A 17183-nucleotide genomic window follows, 5' to 3' on the forward strand; every position below is an offset into this window, starting at 1 on the left:
ATTCTCGGTTTTTACCGATTCTTTTTCTAATGATCCTTCATATTTTCATAGATCGGGTATTAAACGGAAAACTTATGATCATAACATTAATCATTAGTAAGTGGACCACCACGTATCATTAAACTTCGTTATCGGATTACGTCCCTTAGGATAAGCCAGAGATTCAATCTTCAATAATTAAACAGATAAGATACAGGGGGATAATGATGCGGAAAATTGTGCTCGTTCGTCATGGTCAAAGTGAATGGAATTTGGAAAATAGATTTACGGGATGGACGGATGTTGATTTATCTACAAACGGACTAGTCGAAGCAAGAAAGGCCGGAGAGATTCTCAAAGAAAATGGATACTCGTTCGATGTGGCTTATACCTCTGTCCTTAAACGAGCAATAAGAACATTATGGATCATACTTGATCAGATGAATCTGATGTGGATTCCTGTACATAAGTCATGGATGTTGAATGAGCGGCACTATGGCGCGCTACAAGGGTTGAATAAAGCAGAGACAGCTACAAAGTATGGTGAAGATCAAGTCTATCTCTGGAGAAGATCTGTTGACGTTAGCCCCCCTGCACTTGAACTAAGTGATACGAGGTATGATGGACTTGATCCCAGATACAAAGATATCGTCAGTCAGATTCCCATGACTGAAAATTTGGCGGACACTGAGCGAAGAGTTCTAAATTACTGGCACAACGTTATCAAATCCTCGATACTAGCGAATCAGAAGGTGATGATATCTGCCCATGGGAATACCATTAGAGGACTTGTCCAATACCTGGATAATATCCCCTCTAACGGCATTGCAGATTTAAATATTCCAACTGGAATTCCCCTTGTCTATGAATTTGATGATCAATTAAGACCACTCAAACATTACTATTTGGGTGTATAATATCCGGTGTATCTGGTGTGTAATATCAAGGGTTATTTAAGGGACAATTTTGTCCTATTTTTCTATAAAAATATCCCCTCTAAGTTAACTCTTTCCCTATGATAAGATAGGGATTTTTTTGGAGTGTCTGCTTAAAGGGGAAAATAAGGATAATAATCTTTATTGGCTATTTTTTTATAATATGAACGTTCCTATTACGCCACTGAGTAAACCCAAAACGACGACAGAAATGCATACGAACCAGATCACCCGACGAGGGAAGGACCGGTACACCATAAGCAGAGAGGGAAGGCTTATAGACGGAAGCGTAACAAGCAACGCACCCGCCACGCCCGTACCGAATCCAAAGGAAAGGAACGTAGCGATAATCGGGATTTCAGCGGCGGTTGGAATAACAAACAACGTACCCGCAATCGCAAAAATAACAATGGCAAGAATACCATTCATAGCGCCTTCTCCGAGAACAGGGAACATCCACGCACGTGCTGCACCAAGGAGAACGACACTAATGAAGTAGGCAGGAACAACCGTTAGAAGCATCGTACCCGCACTTTTTAACCAACGTGACATAAGCGGACCTTCGGGTTCGGACGTCTTATGAACCGCATCATCGACCGTTTGCGGAACCGTGGAAGCACCAGCAAATCGATTCGCAAAATAACTAACTGCAAACGTCAGTATCAACCCAAACACGATACGCATGATTGTGAATTTCCACGAGAGCACGAAGGTCATAAAGATAAGTGTAGCCGGATTGAGCACGGGATTACCGAGCCAGAATGCCAGGCTGGCGCCTACGGAAACATTCCTTTTACGCAGACCTACAGCAATTGGTGCGGCGCAGCAGGTACACATCATACCTGGAATAGATGCGAGGCCACCTATCGCGGTACTTCCAAAACTTGTTTTACCTAGAACTCGTATTAGCCACTTCGCAGGAATGAGTACCTGTACCAAAGAGCCCAGCAAAATTCCGAGAACGGCTGCTTTCCACACGGATTGGAAATATGCGACTGCATAATCCCATGCTGCTTGGATAGAAGGAGCAGGTGCAGTGGCCAGATCGCCTGTTAATATCGAAGAACCGATTGAATGTTCGGTTGCGGCCTTTATAGCCTTGTGATAGTATGGCCACCATTTGACATAGGATAGACCTGCAATCGCAATGAGCACAAATATGAACACTAATAGTATTGATTTATAGTTCGTAGGACGCTTGTTGCCAAGCGGAGAAGGATTGGAAATTGCTGACATAATTCATATTGACCTCCATATACTTAAAATTCAAGATTAATATCATAACATAAAAGAATAAGTGAAGGTACTTAAAATTTTTGTACAATGCTCGCTACATCGTGTAAGATTATATGTAGTTCATTAAAACTAAAGGAGCTGAGTCATGATGTCTCAAGCTGAAACTATAAAGTTAACTTCATTATCTTCAAAAGGGGGCTGCGGTTGCAAAATTGGTCCTGCCGATCTGATGGAGGTTCTTCGCAGTCTGCCTACCACCGTTAGTAACCCCGATTTACTAGTCGGATTAGATACAAGTGATGATGCGGGCGTGTATCGTTTGAGTGATGAGCTAGCGTTAGTGCAAACCGTTGATTTTTTCACACCGATTGTGGATGACCCCTATTCGTTTGGTCAAATTGCGGCAGCTAATGCATTGAGTGATATTTACGCCATGGGTGGTAAGCCACTTACAGTTCTTAATATAGTAGCCTTTCCTATTTCTGTTCTGGATAAAAGCATACTTGCAGATATTTTGCGTGGAGCCGCCGATAAAGTACAGGAAGCAGGGGCTACGCTTGTAGGTGGTCATTCTATTGATGATAAAGAACCGAAATTTGGCTTAGCCGTCACAGGACTCGTGCATCCAGACAAAGTAAGAACGAATGCAGCAGCGCAAGCGGGTGATATGCTGATTCTGACAAAACCCATTGGTGTCGGCATCTTAACGACTTCGATTAAGAAAGATCAGCTATCTCCTGAAGAAACAGCGCGTCTTACTTCAGTTATGTCGACACTAAATAAAACAGCTGCCGAAATTATGGCACCTTATGAAGTGCATGCTTGTACAGACGTTACGGGTTTTGGATTATTGGGACATGCCTCGGAAATGGCAAAGGGAAGTGGTCTGGGGCTGGTTATTCGACAAGAATCTGTACCTATGCTACCGAGAGTAAGAGAACTTGCTGAGAAGGGCTTTGTTCCAGGGGGAACGAAGAATAACTATGCTCATCTAGAAGGATCTATACTTTATCCAGAAGAGATGGATATACTAAACCGCTACATCTTATGTGATGCAGTGACTTCAGGTGGACTGTTGATTTCCATCGCACCAGAACAAAGTGAACAATTGCTTAAAGAGCTTACGGATGCGGGTGTAGAAGCAGCATTAATCGGAGAAGTAACGAACGATCACCCAGGTCAAATTACGGTTATAGCTGCACAATAACAATTCAAATCTAGTCAGAAGATTCTCATGACTGTTAGATATAAGAGGAGAGCGACAACATTTGTTTCAGGATATTACGCTAGAAGAGTTAAGAGCGCTAAAGAACAGGAAGCAGATGACCGTCATTGACGTCCGCTCACCTTCCGAATTTCAAGACTCAACACTGCCGGACAGTCTGAATATCCCTTTTTTCGATGATCAAGAGCGTGCTGAAGTGGGTACGTTGTACAAGCAGGTCAGTGTTCATGCTGCGAAAGAACGTGGTCTAGAGATTGTCTCGGCTAAGTTACCTACCTTCATTAAAGAGTTTGGAGCCATTGAAGGGGATAAGGCTGTCTTCTGTTGGCGGGGTGGGATGCGAAGTCGTACAACTGCAACGGTATTATCCTTAATGGATATCCATGCTTACCGATTGATTGGTGGCTACAAAGCTTACCGTAAATGGGTATTAGAGAGCTTGGATACCTACGACTTCAAACCGAAGTCCTACGTGATTCATGGGTATACCGGTACAGGTAAAACAAACCTTTTGCACCGCCTGAAGAATCTAGGTCATCCCATATTAGATTTGGAAGGGTTAGCAGGGCACCGCGGCTCCATATTTGGGCAGATTGGACTCCATGCGAACAATCAGAAGACTTTTGATGCTCTTCTTTTGGAGGAGTTAATTGCGTTAGAGCCTTCACCTTACGTACTGTTTGAAGCCGAGAGCAAAAGAATTGGGAAAATTGTGATGCCGCAGTTCTTGGCTCACCAGAAAGAAATAGGAACACAGATTTGGATAGAACTGCCGATGGAATCTAGAGTGCAACAGATCCTTGAGGATTACAAACCTGAACAATTTAAAGAACAATATATTACAGCCTTTCATAACATCAAATCGCGTATCCATATACCGATTGCGGCAGAGATCGAACAGAATCTGCAGGCTGATATGTTCGGTGAGGCTGTGGCGCTACTGCTAGAGTATTATTACGACCCCAAATATGAGCATTCATCTAATCAGTATGAAGACATCGAGAAGATTATTATCTCGGTAAACAATTTAGATGAAGCAGAAGCTGCTGTTCTTTCTTATTTAAACGATGTAAATAGCCAGAATACTTGATATGTGATTATTTTATGAAAAAATGATGTTAAACTTAAGGCTCTTTTCACAACTTGTGAATGGAGCCTTCGCGTTACTATAGTATTCGCATATAACATGAACTAGAGGAAGGTTGAAGAAATGATCTATTTAGACTATAACGCTACAACACCTGTCGATAAGGAAGTAGCCGATGCTATAATTCCATACATATATGGTCATTTTGGAAATCCTTCAAGCAGTCATACCTTAGGAACACAAGTGAAGTCTGTCGTAGTTCAAGCAAGGAAGCAGGTTGCCGATTTCCTGAATTGTGCACCTACGGAAGTTCTTTTTACTAGCGGAGGTAGCGAAGCCAATAATACAGTAATCAAGGGTGTAGCCCACACCTATAGGGATAAAGGTAAGCATATTATCATATCCTCTGTTGAGCATCCGGCCGTTATCCAACCCTGTCAGTTTCTAGAACAGATGGGTTATCGCGTTACTTATTTGCCAGTTGATCGGTATGGGATGGTTAACGTTGACGACGTTAGACAGCAGCTTACGGATCAGACGATCTTGGTCTCGGTTATGCATTCGAATAATGAGACTGGAACGATTCAACCCATCAAAGAGATCTCTAAATGTTGTCGAGAACACGGTGTGCTATTTCATACAGATGCTTCACAGTCAGCAGGAAAGGTGCCCTTGGATGTTGAGGAGTTAGGAGTCGACTTCTTAACCATTGCAGGTCATAAATTATATGCTCCCAAAGGTATCGGCGCACTGTATATTCGAGATGGAATTAACATTGAACCTTTGATCCATGGCGCAGGTCATGAACAGGGAAGACGTGCTGGAACGGAAAACACAGCCTATATCGTTGGATTAGGAAAAGCCTGTGAAATTGCATCGGACCCAGCGCCTAGAAATCATGTTAAGCAAGTAACAGACTATTTCTATGAACGACTAACAGAGACTTTTGGAGATAGAATCACGTTAAATGGTCATCCAGAGAAGAGGTTACCAAATACGCTCAATATCAGTTTTATGGGGGCAGTGGGTCATGAAATGATAGCTTCCCTAGCAGATGTGGCTGCATCTACTGGATCTGCTTGTCATGCTGGAGAAACTTCGATCTCACCTGTATTGAAGGCCATGAACGTATCCGAAGAGGTTGGACAAGGTGCCATTCGATTCAGTCTGGGTAGGTACTCCACTACAGCTGAAGTCGATACAGTGATTGATGAATTGAAAAAAATTTGCTTCGAACAAATAGAAGAGCTGGATCCATCCACTAAAATGTTAATACAGAATGACTATACATCCGCCACAGTTGTATCAACTGCCACTAACTTTATCATGAACCGAACAGAGCCGTTTACCCATACTTACAGAACCTATATCCGACTTAGAGAGTGTGGTCTACAGCGTTTTAAGTTCTGGCACAGCAATGCCATTGACTCAACGTGGGACAATGGAGGGGTCGCTTCCGCTAGTGATCTAGGGGGAGAGTGGAGAATAGAATCAGCCTTTGTGGGAGATGGTGGAGTAGAGCCTACTGGCGATGTGGTCGTGGGCACCCAAGTCCCTATTACTTTTGAAGGTCAAGTTCACAAAACCGTTCTGCCCGGGGAGGAATTCTGGAGTGATGAGGTTCACATTGATATTCCTGAAGGACATTATCTAGTATTTACATGGGCAATTTCAACAACATCATCTGGAAAAACAGTACCCTATAACACAGAGCAAATGTTAGTTACTGCATATGATACTCCCGGAGATGTAGCGCAACAGGTATCATCTACTTCTTTTCAGAAATCGGAGAATCTATTAGTATTGCCTAGCTTTATAGGTTACAACAAACAGGTGGAGAAGCAACTATTATTCTTTGGTGATTCTATTACTCAAGGTGTTCGAACAGGGGTAGATAACTATGAATACTGGGTCGCTCGGATTGCGGATGGACTTGGAGCGTCAGTGGGTGTGTGGAATATCGGCTCCGGTTGGGCGAGAGCCTATGATGCAGTGGATGAGGGTCCTTGGCTCAATAAAGCACAACAGGGGAATGAAGTCGTAATCGCTTTGGGTGTCAATGATCTTGATATAGGTAAACGCACCGCTGTACAACTCATAACTGAGCTTACAAGGATTGTCTCTACAATCAAGAACAATAACCCTTGGACCTCTATTATACTGTGTACAGTTTCTCCGTTTAACTTCAATGGAGCACAGGAACGAGCCTGGAGAGAAGTGAATGAACAGATTCGTACTGAGCCACCAGTGGGGGTAGATCGTGTCTTTGACCTTGCAGAAGTTCTGTCGCAAGATGCTCCTGATGATCATTTAGTTAAGTCAGAATATATGAGTTCAACCTATGATCCTCATCCTAATGGTACTGCTGGGAAGGCAATAGCAGAGGTTTTCCTTAAGTGGTATTCATGACAGTAGCGGGGCGTTATCCTTAGGCTTGTTGACTTAAGTAGAACAGAGGAATACAATAGTTCTATGACTATCAAACTATATTCTTTAAAAGATGATGAAAAAAGGGCTAAGATTTTTAAAGCATTAGCAGAAGTGAAACGAATTGAAATGATTCGATATCTTCATCTGCATCGGGACAACAATACCTGTGGATCCATCGCTGAATCGATAGGTATGGACAAATCCAATGTGTCATACCATCTCAAGATTTTATATGAAGCTGATCTAGTAAGTGTCATACGAAATGGTCAGAATAAGATGGGTCATCTTAGAGAAGATACTTTCACCGAATATTTACCGGGTTTCTTGGACAGCATATAATATGTCCTGAAACCCGTCATTTTTGAGCAATGATTTGAAAGTTTTAAAACTATTTAATTATAAGTTGTGATAGTCATTGTATTACAATTTATCATTGTAGGGAAATAATCTTTATAGTATTTTTAAAAATCTATATAAATGGAGTAGTGATCATATGAATCAGCAATATCAAAATAGACAAGTCCTCTTAGCTTCGCGTCCTACAGGTATGCCAACGAAGAAGGATTTTGAATTCAGAGATATTCCTGTGGCTGAGGCACAAGAAGGACAGGTTATTGTACGTACTCTTTACTTATCGGTGGACCCCTACATGCGCGGAAGAATGAATGATTCCAAATCATATATTCCACCCTATAACCTTAATGAAGTCATTGCTGGTGGGATTGTTGGAGAAATTGTGGAGTCCAAGACTAATCTGTTCCAAGCAGGAGATAAAATTATCGGTATGCTGGGTTGGCAGCTATATAATACAGTAGATGCTAAGACTGTACGTAAAATCGATGAGTCGATGGCTCCCGTGTCTGCATACTTAAGTGTTCTTGGCTTGACAGGACTCACAGCATACTTTGGTTTACTAGATATTGGTCAGCCCAAAAAGGGCGAGACTGTCGTCGTGTCTGGTGCTGCGGGGGCCGTGGGTATGTTGGTTGGACAGATTGCCAAAATCAAAGGAGCACGTGTTGTTGGTATCGCAGGTACCGATAAGAAATGCGACTATTTGAAGAATGAACTTGGCTTTGATGCGGCTATCAATTATAAAACAACTAAGAACCTAGATCAGGATTTGGAACAAGCATGCCCGAACGGCGTCGATGTCTATTTTGACAATGTGGGTGGGGCGATTTCCGATGCTGTGATGAACTTACTAAATGATCATGCACGTATTCCACTATGTGGCGCTATTTCTTCTTACAACAGTACGGATGATAATATGGGTCCACGAATTCAGTCCAAATTGATCAAGACCCGCTCCCTTATCAAAGGATTTGTTCTCAGCGATTATGCTGATCGGCAGTCGGAAGGACTACAGGAGCTTGGAATATGGCTATCTGAGGGTAAATTAAAGTATGAAGAGACCATTGTAGATGGTTTCGACAACGTGATTGTGGCATTCCTACAATTGTTCCAAGGTACTAATCTTGGCAAAATGCTTGTTAAAGTCAGCGATCCCGCGAAATAAATGATAACGTAAAGCAGCGTAATATTACACTTTAATCGTATTTCATATCGGTAATGAGCAAAACGGAAGGCTCCCATAGGGGATCCCTTCCGTTTTTGTTTATACCGAGTTAGATTCATATTATTCATTACACGTTTGAATTCTTCCGTTAATGGCAAACTTATAGAACAGTACGCATATCATTTTTAGCTCAGTAACACCAACAATAACTGCTGGAAAGGACATTGAAATTGTCTGAATCGTATTTACTTGATAAGTATTCAAAAAAATATATTAGGATGTCAGAAAGAGAGTTGACCTATCAGGTTAAGTCTAATTTATGGGTAACCCCTGTTCTTTAAGTGTTCTATTCATTTCTTCTATTAAATGCCGCTTTGGGGGGACTTAAACTACAAGCTGGGCAATCTTTCCATAAGATCACTTGGAATTATGATCCTAAGACAGTGACTACTGCGCTCTACCAAATCGGTGAAGTGCTTGTCTCTATTTCGCAAGTAACTGACTTCTTTCATTATTTAGTAGATGATAAGAATCACCTTCGAATCATTTTACAAAAAAGAGACTTTAACCACTATGTATACAATGGATTTGGTTATATTAGGCACTATGCGAAAGGTAATGTCATGGTTTCAACGGATATTTTAAACGTTTTAGATCTAATGGCTAAATCCCTTGATCCAAGCGTACATCAATCGGTCTGGGATTGTGCAATACATATTGCACAGGGGTTTAAGAATCTCTGTCTATTTGAACAAGATAACCAACAATTCTATCATGCGCTATAGAAGGTATAATGACCTTCCAAATTGGATGGTATAATTAATCGTGAATTGGAAGGTTACAGAATCCAAATCACCCTGTATAATCAATATCAGATTTACTGCTAACATAAGAGAGAAAGCTATATCCGAGGGGGATATGAATGTTCATATACATATTAGTTATTGTGGTGGCTATCATCGGAGGCGTCGCAACTTTTCTGGTCGGGATTTCTAAAGAGAATAAGACATCAAATACGAATTACCAGAAGAAAACAAAGGCAAACATATCTAAGCTGTCTATAGCTTATCTAGTAGCCATCCTCTTGTTTGTGTTAATATGGTTGGCCGTATCGAACAGCTAAGATTTAATAACACGTAAAGAAGCGAACCACCATTCGGAATTCATGAGAAAAGGTAAACTAATAGCTGGGATCGTATATCCAGACTTTAGCTTACCTTTTCTAATGCGATTCTTTAACAACGGAGCGGAGGGCTTCTGCAAATTTAGCTATACCGGGTACAATTTCATCCTCTTTAGCTCTAGCAAAGGTTAACCTTACATACTCCGTATCAGAACCATAAACACTTCCAGGAACATAAATGACACCTCTTCGGATACATTCCTCTAATAATCGGCTCTCATTGACCTTCGGGTTAATCTTGCACCATAAATGCAATCCACCTTGGGGAATACGAAAGCTAACCAGATCACCCAACTCGTCATGTAGACCCTTTACAAGTAGATCTCTTTTAAATTGAAGACGCATTCGTAATCTTTCTAAATGAGGTTGGAACAAGGGAGAATTCAAAAACTGGGCAGCTACACGCTGGGGTACAACACTAAGCCCATAATCCATCTGTTGTCTGGCATCTGCCAATCTTTCGATGACCGAATGTGGGGCGACCATCCAACCAATTCGAAGACCAGAAGCGGCAATTTTTGAAAAAGAACCAATATATAATACCGAGCCCGAAGTATCCATGGATTTAATGGGCGGTATTGGAGATCCGTTGTATGCGGTAAGGCTAAACGGATCATCTTCAACAATAGGAAGCCCTAATTCGCTGGTCACGTTGAGCAGCTCGATTCGTCGTTGTGGAGAGAGGACTACCCCTGTGGGATTCTGATGATTGGGATTAATAAACACCATTTTAATGCGATGCTTTCTATATAGCGTTCGTATGTCTTCTGGATTGATCCCTTGACGATCAACAGGGAGTCGAAACAAACGTATACCCGCAGACTGAAACATCGGCAAAGAGTAATTATACGAAGGATCTTCTATGGCAACAGCATCACCTGGAGCTAGCAAACACTGGGTAATTAGATAAAGCGATTGCTGTGAACCGGATGTGATCAAAATAGAAGATTCAGTCGTTGATATATTTCGATACGTATTCAAATATGTAACTAGAGATTGGCGTAGGGGGAGATAACCCTGTGGATTGTCATAACCGAGATACTCTGTATAGTAATCCTGGCTCATGAGCTGGTTAATCTCAGATACAGGAGAAATATCAGCACCTAATTCCCCACTAGCAAAGTCGATTAAGGATCGGTCTTGTTCGAGAGCCTCACGGATTCTACGCAAGAAGGGGAGATTGGGTAAGAATTGTCCACCCTCCACGTATCGGTGCCAATTGGGCGTATGCTTCGGAACGAGCCCCCATTTATGTTTACTCACTCGGGTTCCACTACCGGAACGACTTTCAATAATCCCTAAAGCCCGTAGTTCTGCATAGGCAAGGATGATGGTGCTACGATGTACACCTAACTTCTCCGCCAGCTTTCGTTCAGACGGAAGTCGGCTGTCCGGTGGGAATTCACCGAATGAAATTCTTTGCTCCAAATGATTAGCAATTTGCTGATAGAGGGGCTGTTCACTTAAACGATCAATCTTCCACAATTCAGTTCACCTACATTTTCATTGAAAATAACACATCAATTTTTATCATAACATAATGAAGGGGGATACGTTACAAATGAATACTCAGAACATATCAGCAGGAATCCTATCTGCTTTAATGGCGTGCACGGGTGGAGCGATATTAATCATGAATACCGCCGACTTGATCGGATTAACGCAACCGGAGCTTATATCATGGTTATTTATTGTTTATTTTATAGGTGGAAGCTTAAATATGTTGTTGTCACTGCGTTATAGAATTCCATTCGCGGGAGCTCATTCAATTACAGCAGTAGCTTTCCTGAGCACTGCAGCCGCTCATTTCACGTTACAAGAGCTGGCGGGTAGCTTCATGATGACAGGCGGCTTGATTGCTTTGCTGGGATTCACGGGAATATTTAATAGGATATTGGAACTTATACCTAAACCCTTAATAGATTCAATGTTAGCGGGTCTAATATTAAATTATGTGGTCCAGATTGTTCCTGCTTTTAAAGAGTCTCCATATATAGCCGGATTTGCAATTTTAGGGTTCTTTATTGTTCCAAGGTTCTCCAAATCGATTCCGCCTCTGTTTGGGGTACTTGTTTTTGGTATCTTGGCGCTTTTCCTAGGATATGATTTTCCGATGATCTCAAAAGCTCAATTTAGTTGGCCACAAGTTATTATGCCTTCATTTACAGTACATGGCTTCTTATCAATCTCAATCCCAGTCGCTGTGTTGATTCTGAGTAATGATCTCGCTGTCGCTTTAGCCGCCTTGAAAAAGAATGGATTTCATCCTCCGACGAATAAAATCATTGTTTATTCAGGTATAGGAACAGCGCTTGTAAGTCTATTCGGTGGACATGCAGTCAATATAGGGGGGATGATGACAGCACTCTGTAGTAGTGAAGAGGCTGGTTTGAAGGAAAATCGCTTTCGGGCTGCCATCGTATCCGGTGTGTTAGTTGCACTGTTCGGCTTCTTTGCTTGGAAAATAATTGTTCTTATTGAAGCATTGCCTGCATTCTTCATTACTATGATCACTGGATTTTCACTATTAAGTGTATTATTAGGTAGCTTACAAACTGCATTCACAACATCAACCTATAGATATTCGATATTGTTTACCTTCGTTATTGCCATCTCAAATGTATCTTTTCTTGGGATATCATCTGCCGTTTGGTCCTTATTGATTGGTGGAATCACTGCTAAAGTGCTGGGTGAAGGTAAGGTTCATCAATCGAAATAACCAGACTGACTGTCCATCTGAAACGGATCAAGATCCGAAGGCCATATATAGAGGAAAAGAAGACGATAAGAGAAATGATGATGAAAAAGCTAGCTGCTGGTAGTGAACATAGGTATTGGTTTATGCAAATCTGCCTTGATCGGAATACAGTAAGGTAGAACCGAGGGGGTGATTGGAACATGTCGGTTAAAAATGGTACTCAATATATTGAACGGATAAATAAACACTTGCCCGATGTCTGGATAGCGGGTGTACAGGTAGAGGGGACTATTTCAGAGCATAAAGCTTTCAAGGGGCTTATGCAGACTCAAGCTTCTATGTATGATGTGCAGCAGGAAGACAGATGGAAATCAAAAATGACTTATTCTTCACCGCTGACAGGCGATCCTGTTGGACTTTCCTTCATGCAGCCAAAGACGAAGAAGGAGCTTGCAGCAAGAAGAGAAATGATGCAGGCCTGGGCATACACTCATCACGGATTTCTGGGCCGTGCCCCCGATTATATGAATACAGCCATTATGGCGTTCTCCGCGGCATCGGGCCTTCTGGAAGAGAAAAACCCTCAATATGCTGCTAATTTAAGGTGTTACTATGAATACTGCCGGGAAAATGATATCACCTTATCGCACGCATTTATCCAACCGAAGGCGGGTAGGCTATCAACCTTTTTAAAGACATTTGATGACTCGGAGACGGCACGTATAGTTGAAAAGACCAAGGACGGCATCATCATTCGTGGAGCATTCCTATTAGATACGCAAGGGGCGACCTCGGATGAAATCCTTGTATTCCCGCCACCATTCCTCTCAGTGGCTGCCGAGGAAAGTCCTTATACATTCGCATTTGCAGTGCCGAGCAATCACCCGGGAGTAAAGTTTATATGCAGGGAAAGTTTCGTCGGGGGCGAATCCACGTATAATTATCCCTTGAGCGCACGATATGAGGAGATGGATACGTTGGTCATTTTCGATGACGCGCTTATTCCATGGGATCGGGTATTTATATGTGGGGATGAGAATCTGGCATATCGCCTCATCGATGAAAGCCGTTTTCATACCCATGCCAGCGCACAGATTATGTGTAAAAATATTGCCAAAACGGAGTTTCTGCTTGGAACCATTGAATCCATGATCGAAGTAGCTGGACTCGATAGCCATGACCATATCATCGAGAAAGTAACGGAGGTTATCATCGCACTGGAAACGCTCAAGGCACTGCAGCTGGCGGCCGAGAAGGGGGCTTCCCCTGATCGGTGGGGCAGTATGCTTCCAAATCGGAAGCCGCTCCTTGCTGCCAATGCTTATTTTCCGAAAATGTACCCCCGTATGATTGAAATCATCCAGTTAATTGGTGGGAGCGGCCTGATTATGATTCCGGATGAACAGGATTTCAACACTGAAAACAGCGGTCAATTGAACCGTTATCTAAAAGGGATAGGCTTGGATGGCAAAGAAAATGTGAAGTTATCTAGACTGGCGTGGGAACTGAGCGTCAGTTCGTTTGGCGGTAGGCAAACAGTCTACGAGCGTTTTTTCTTTGGGAATTCCTCCACAGTGAATGGTCGTCTATACAATGGGTATAAAGGTAGGGAAACGTTTAAGAACCGTGTCAAAGATTTTCTGTCTTGATTGTCACGTATGTATAGACTCACTCTGTCCGCTTGAAATAATAGTCGTTGCAATAAACCCCTTATTTTATAAGGGTTATTTTTATTTAGACCCCGTTTAGTTTCAATATAATTGTGAAGCAAACCAATAAGACATTATTGTTGAACACATGTAAATCTTCATTGTATAGGTGACAGGTATATAAAATACTGGAAATATCGAAAGGAACGTGGTAGGTTTTTATAGAACCAGCACTGTATAATAGAGAATTATTAATAGACAATCAGGAGTGAACAAATTGAGTACACAGAGACAGGGAGTTCCATTAGAAGGATTTGCTGAATTTAGTAGAATAGTAGCCGCAGAAGGTGCGGTGCTGTTAAAAAATGAACGGAATGTTCTACCGTTTCAAAATTCCGAAAACGTTTCAGTTTTTGGCAGAACTCAGGTTAATTATTATCGAAGCGGTACAGGTTCAGGTGGAAGTGTCCACGTTACACATACAACTCATCTGTTGGACGGTCTACGGAGTAAAGAGAATCTTACCGTCAACGAAGAGCTTGCGGCTATCTATGAGAAGTGGATTGAGCACAATCCATTTGACAATGGTGGAGGAGGCTGGGCTGCAGAGCCATGGCACCAGAAGGAAATGCCTTTAACGGATGAGATGGTGTCGGATGCAAGAAACAAATCAGAGAAAGCGATCGTAGTGATCGGACGTACGGCGGGAGAAGATCAGGATAATGCTGACGAGCCTGGAAGCTACCAACTAACGCCAGAAGAAAAAGCGATGATAAAGCAAGTAACGACCTATTTTGAAAAAACTGTCGTTGTGCTGAATGTATCAAATATTATTGATATGAGCTGGATGAACGATGAAAGTTATAAATATCCGGTTCCGTGCGTCATCTACTCTTGGCAGGGTGGCATGGAAGGAGGAATTGCGATTGCTGACGTACTGGCTGGAGAGGTAACACCAAGTGGCAAATTAACCGATACAATTGCTTATTCCATCGAGGATTATCCCTCTACCCGTAACTATGGCGATGAATTCAAGAACGTTTATCAAGAAGATATCTATGTGGGATATCGTTATTTTGAGACGTTCTTCCCAGATAAAGTTCAGTTTGAGTTTGGTTACGGTTTATCTTATACCCAATTTAAAATCGAGCAAGATGAAGCCAAACTGACTTCCACAAAAGGAGAAAAACACGTTGAAATTGACGTAACCGTAACCAATACGGGAACCACCTTTGCGGGAAAAGAGGTTGTACAGGTCTATTACGAAGCGCCACAAGGAAAGCTGGGGCAGCCGGCTAAAGCTTTGGCGGCATTCGGGAAGACCAAAGTTCTTCAACCGGGTGAATCGCAGCGTCTTACTGTCTGCTTCCCTGTTCATTCTATGGCCTCTTATGATGACGCCGGCGTAACTGGGCATACTTCCGCTTATGTGCTGGAAGCTGGGACGTATCGCCTTTATGTAGGTACCAGTGTCAAAAATGTGGAGGAAGTAGAATTTGAAGGTCTACGCGGTTTCGTCGTGGAATCTCTTCAAGTCGTGCTGCAGGTGCAAGAAGCGATGGCGCCTACGGAAAGCTTTATGAGAATGAAGACCGGTAATTTGAAGCAAGACGGTTCGTATGAACTCGCCTTTGTAGAGGTGCCGAAGCGCAAGATTTCTATGGCAGAACGGATCAAGAAGAATCTTCCCAAGACGCTTATGCAAACGGGAAATCAAGGATATAAATTAAGAGATGTCCATAACGGAAAAGTTGAGATGGGAGCCTTCATCGCCCAGCTCAGTGATCAGGATCTGGCTGCTATTGTCAGAGGAGAAGGCATGAACAGTCCACTTGTTACACCGGGTACCGCTTCGGCGTTCGGAGGGGTAAGTGATAGCCTATTCAATTACGGAATCCCAGTTGCTTGTACGGCAGACGGACCGTCCGGAATTCGTATGGATAGCGGGCAGAAGGCGACCCAGGTCGCCATTGGAACCCTGCTTGCAGCAACCTGGAATGCGGAACTGGTTGAAGAGCTTTATGTCATGGAAGGCCAAGAATTAGTAAGTTACAACGTGGACGCCTTGTTGGGACCAGGCTTAAATATCCGGCGTAGTCCGCTCAATGGGCGTAACTTTGAGTATTTTTCGGAAGATCCGCTGATTTCAGGGTTGTTTGCTGCTGCATGTACTCGCGGCATTATGAAAGGCGGCTCTAACGCCACGCTAAAGCATTTCGCGTGCAACAACCAGGAGAAGCATCGCAGTAAGGTAGATGCGGTCGTCTCCGAACGCGCTCTGCGAGAAATTTATCTGAAAGGCTTTGAAATTGCAGTGAAACAGGGTGGCGCAAATTCGATTATGACATCCTACAATCCGATCAACGGGCATTGGGCAGCTTCCAACTATGACCTGAATACCACGCTTCTTCGCGGGGAGTGGGGCTTTAAAGGTATTGTAATGACGGACTGGTGGGCCATTATGAACGATGTCGTCCATGGAGGACCTGCGGATCGCAAATACACGAACTGGATGGTTCGTGCACAAAACGATCTTTATATGGTTGTGCCTAACTATGGGGCTGAAATCAATGGCTGGGAGGACAATACCATGAAATCCCTGGAAGATGGTTCGTTAACCCGGGGAGAGCTTCAGCGTTCTGCTATGAACATTTGCGAGTTCATCATGCAGGCACCGGTATTCTCGAGAAAACATGAAATTATAGAAACGGTCGATACGTTCAAGGCGAATCCCTCTCTCTCGGCGGATAAAGTACAAGCATTATCCCTGAGCGCACAGGTTAAACCTGCTGCAGCAGAATCGACCTACATGCAAGTGGATCAGGCCGGTCAGTACCGAATCATTGTCCACATTATGTCACCGGAGCCCGAATTGGCTCAAAGTGCTTGTAATGTGACATTGAACGATCAATTGATGACGACCATTCAAACGAATGGAACGGAATGCAAATGGATCAGACAGAAGCTTGTTAGAGTCGAACTTGAAGCAGGCCTTTATGAATTGAAATTGGATTTCGTCAAAGCGGGTTTGCAGATCGACTGGATCGAGTTTAACCCAATCAACTGAGCAACACGCCGGTACTTTCCAAGTGAGTATTAATCGCTTTGTGTTTTAAGGTGCTTTTAGGATAATGAAGAAACAGGATATGAATTGAATGACAATTTCACGCCCAAGTGACCCGATAAGTCAGGTCGCTTGGGTGTTTTTAACGTAGCCTGAGGTTAAGACTAGATCTTATAGA

13 protein-coding genes are annotated in these 17183 nt (G+C 42.8%); 11 read left to right on the plus strand and 2 right to left on the minus strand.

Annotated features, from left to right (window positions below):
* The first annotated feature begins 206 nt into the window (after positions 1 to 206).
* The gene (gene gpmA, locus J2T13_RS08595) at positions 207 to 896 is read left to right on the plus strand and encodes a 2,3-diphosphoglycerate-dependent phosphoglycerate mutase (RefSeq protein ID WP_429370509.1); all 690 of its coding nucleotides are present in this window, start codon (positions 207 to 209) and stop codon (positions 894 to 896) included.
* Between the two features lie 174 nt (positions 897 to 1070).
* Here gpmA and J2T13_RS08600 read toward each other — a convergent pair whose 3' ends face one another.
* Entirely contained in the window at positions 1071 to 2150 is a 1080-nt protein-coding gene (locus tag J2T13_RS08600; RefSeq protein ID WP_429370283.1) for a permease, read from the minus strand.
* 145 nt (positions 2151 to 2295) lie between these two features.
* On the opposite strand from J2T13_RS08600, the gene selD reads away from it, so the two are divergent.
* From selD to J2T13_RS08635, 7 genes are all read left to right on the plus strand, one after another.
* Complete coding sequence (gene selD / locus J2T13_RS08605; protein ID WP_429370285.1) at positions 2296 to 3357, plus strand: selenide, water dikinase SelD; 1062 nt, start codon at positions 2296 to 2298, stop codon at positions 3355 to 3357.
* 61 nt (positions 3358 to 3418) lie between these two features.
* A complete protein-coding gene (gene mnmH / locus J2T13_RS08610; protein ID WP_429370286.1) occupies positions 3419 to 4465 on the plus strand; it encodes a tRNA 2-selenouridine(34) synthase MnmH in 1047 nt (348 codons plus the stop codon).
* Between the two features lie 120 nt (positions 4466 to 4585).
* Positions 4586 to 6871, plus strand: a complete 2286-nt coding sequence (locus tag J2T13_RS08615) for an IscS subfamily cysteine desulfurase (protein WP_429370288.1) — start codon at positions 4586 to 4588, stop codon at positions 6869 to 6871.
* Between the two features lie 63 nt (positions 6872 to 6934).
* Positions 6935 to 7231 (plus strand): ArsR/SmtB family transcription factor, encoded by a 297-nt coding sequence (locus J2T13_RS08620; protein ID WP_429370290.1) that lies wholly within the window; start codon positions 6935 to 6937, stop codon positions 7229 to 7231.
* A gap of 154 nt (positions 7232 to 7385) precedes the next feature.
* Entirely contained in the window at positions 7386 to 8411 is a 1026-nt protein-coding gene (locus tag J2T13_RS08625) for an NADP-dependent oxidoreductase (RefSeq protein ID WP_429370292.1), read from the plus strand.
* A 341-nt stretch (positions 8412 to 8752) separates the two neighbouring features.
* Positions 8753 to 9196 carry a DUF2254 family protein gene (locus tag J2T13_RS08630; RefSeq protein WP_429370294.1) on the plus strand — a complete coding sequence of 148 codons (444 nt, stop codon included), beginning with the start codon at positions 8753 to 8755 and terminating at the stop codon, positions 9194 to 9196.
* A gap of 137 nt (positions 9197 to 9333) precedes the next feature.
* A complete protein-coding gene (locus J2T13_RS08635; RefSeq protein WP_429370296.1) occupies positions 9334 to 9534 on the plus strand; it encodes a hypothetical protein in 201 nt (66 codons plus the stop codon).
* Between the two features lie 99 nt (positions 9535 to 9633).
* Here J2T13_RS08635 and J2T13_RS08640 read toward each other — a convergent pair whose 3' ends face one another.
* Positions 9634 to 11079, minus strand: a complete 1446-nt coding sequence (locus tag J2T13_RS08640) for a PLP-dependent aminotransferase family protein (RefSeq protein WP_429370298.1) — start codon at positions 11077 to 11079, stop codon at positions 9634 to 9636.
* A gap of 76 nt (positions 11080 to 11155) precedes the next feature.
* On the opposite strand from J2T13_RS08640, the gene J2T13_RS08645 reads away from it, so the two are divergent.
* The 3 genes from J2T13_RS08645 (at position 11156) to J2T13_RS08655 (ending at position 17008) form a co-directional block, all read left to right on the plus strand.
* Positions 11156 to 12313 carry a benzoate/H(+) symporter BenE family transporter gene (locus J2T13_RS08645; protein ID WP_429370300.1) on the plus strand — a complete coding sequence of 386 codons (1158 nt, stop codon included), beginning with the start codon at positions 11156 to 11158 and terminating at the stop codon, positions 12311 to 12313.
* 179 nt (positions 12314 to 12492) lie between these two features.
* The gene (gene hpaB, locus J2T13_RS08650; RefSeq protein ID WP_429370302.1) at positions 12493 to 13941 is read left to right on the plus strand and encodes a 4-hydroxyphenylacetate 3-monooxygenase, oxygenase component; all 1449 of its coding nucleotides are present in this window, start codon (positions 12493 to 12495) and stop codon (positions 13939 to 13941) included.
* A gap of 277 nt (positions 13942 to 14218) precedes the next feature.
* On the plus strand, positions 14219 to 17008 hold the full coding sequence (locus J2T13_RS08655; protein WP_429370304.1) for a glycoside hydrolase family 3 C-terminal domain-containing protein: 2790 nt from the start codon (positions 14219 to 14221) through the stop codon (positions 17006 to 17008).
* Positions 17009 to 17183: the final 175 nt, after the last annotated feature.

Source organism: Paenibacillus sp. DS2015, assembly GCF_050433705.1.
Classification (GTDB): Bacteria; Bacillota; Bacilli; order Paenibacillales; family Paenibacillaceae; genus Paenibacillus_AQ.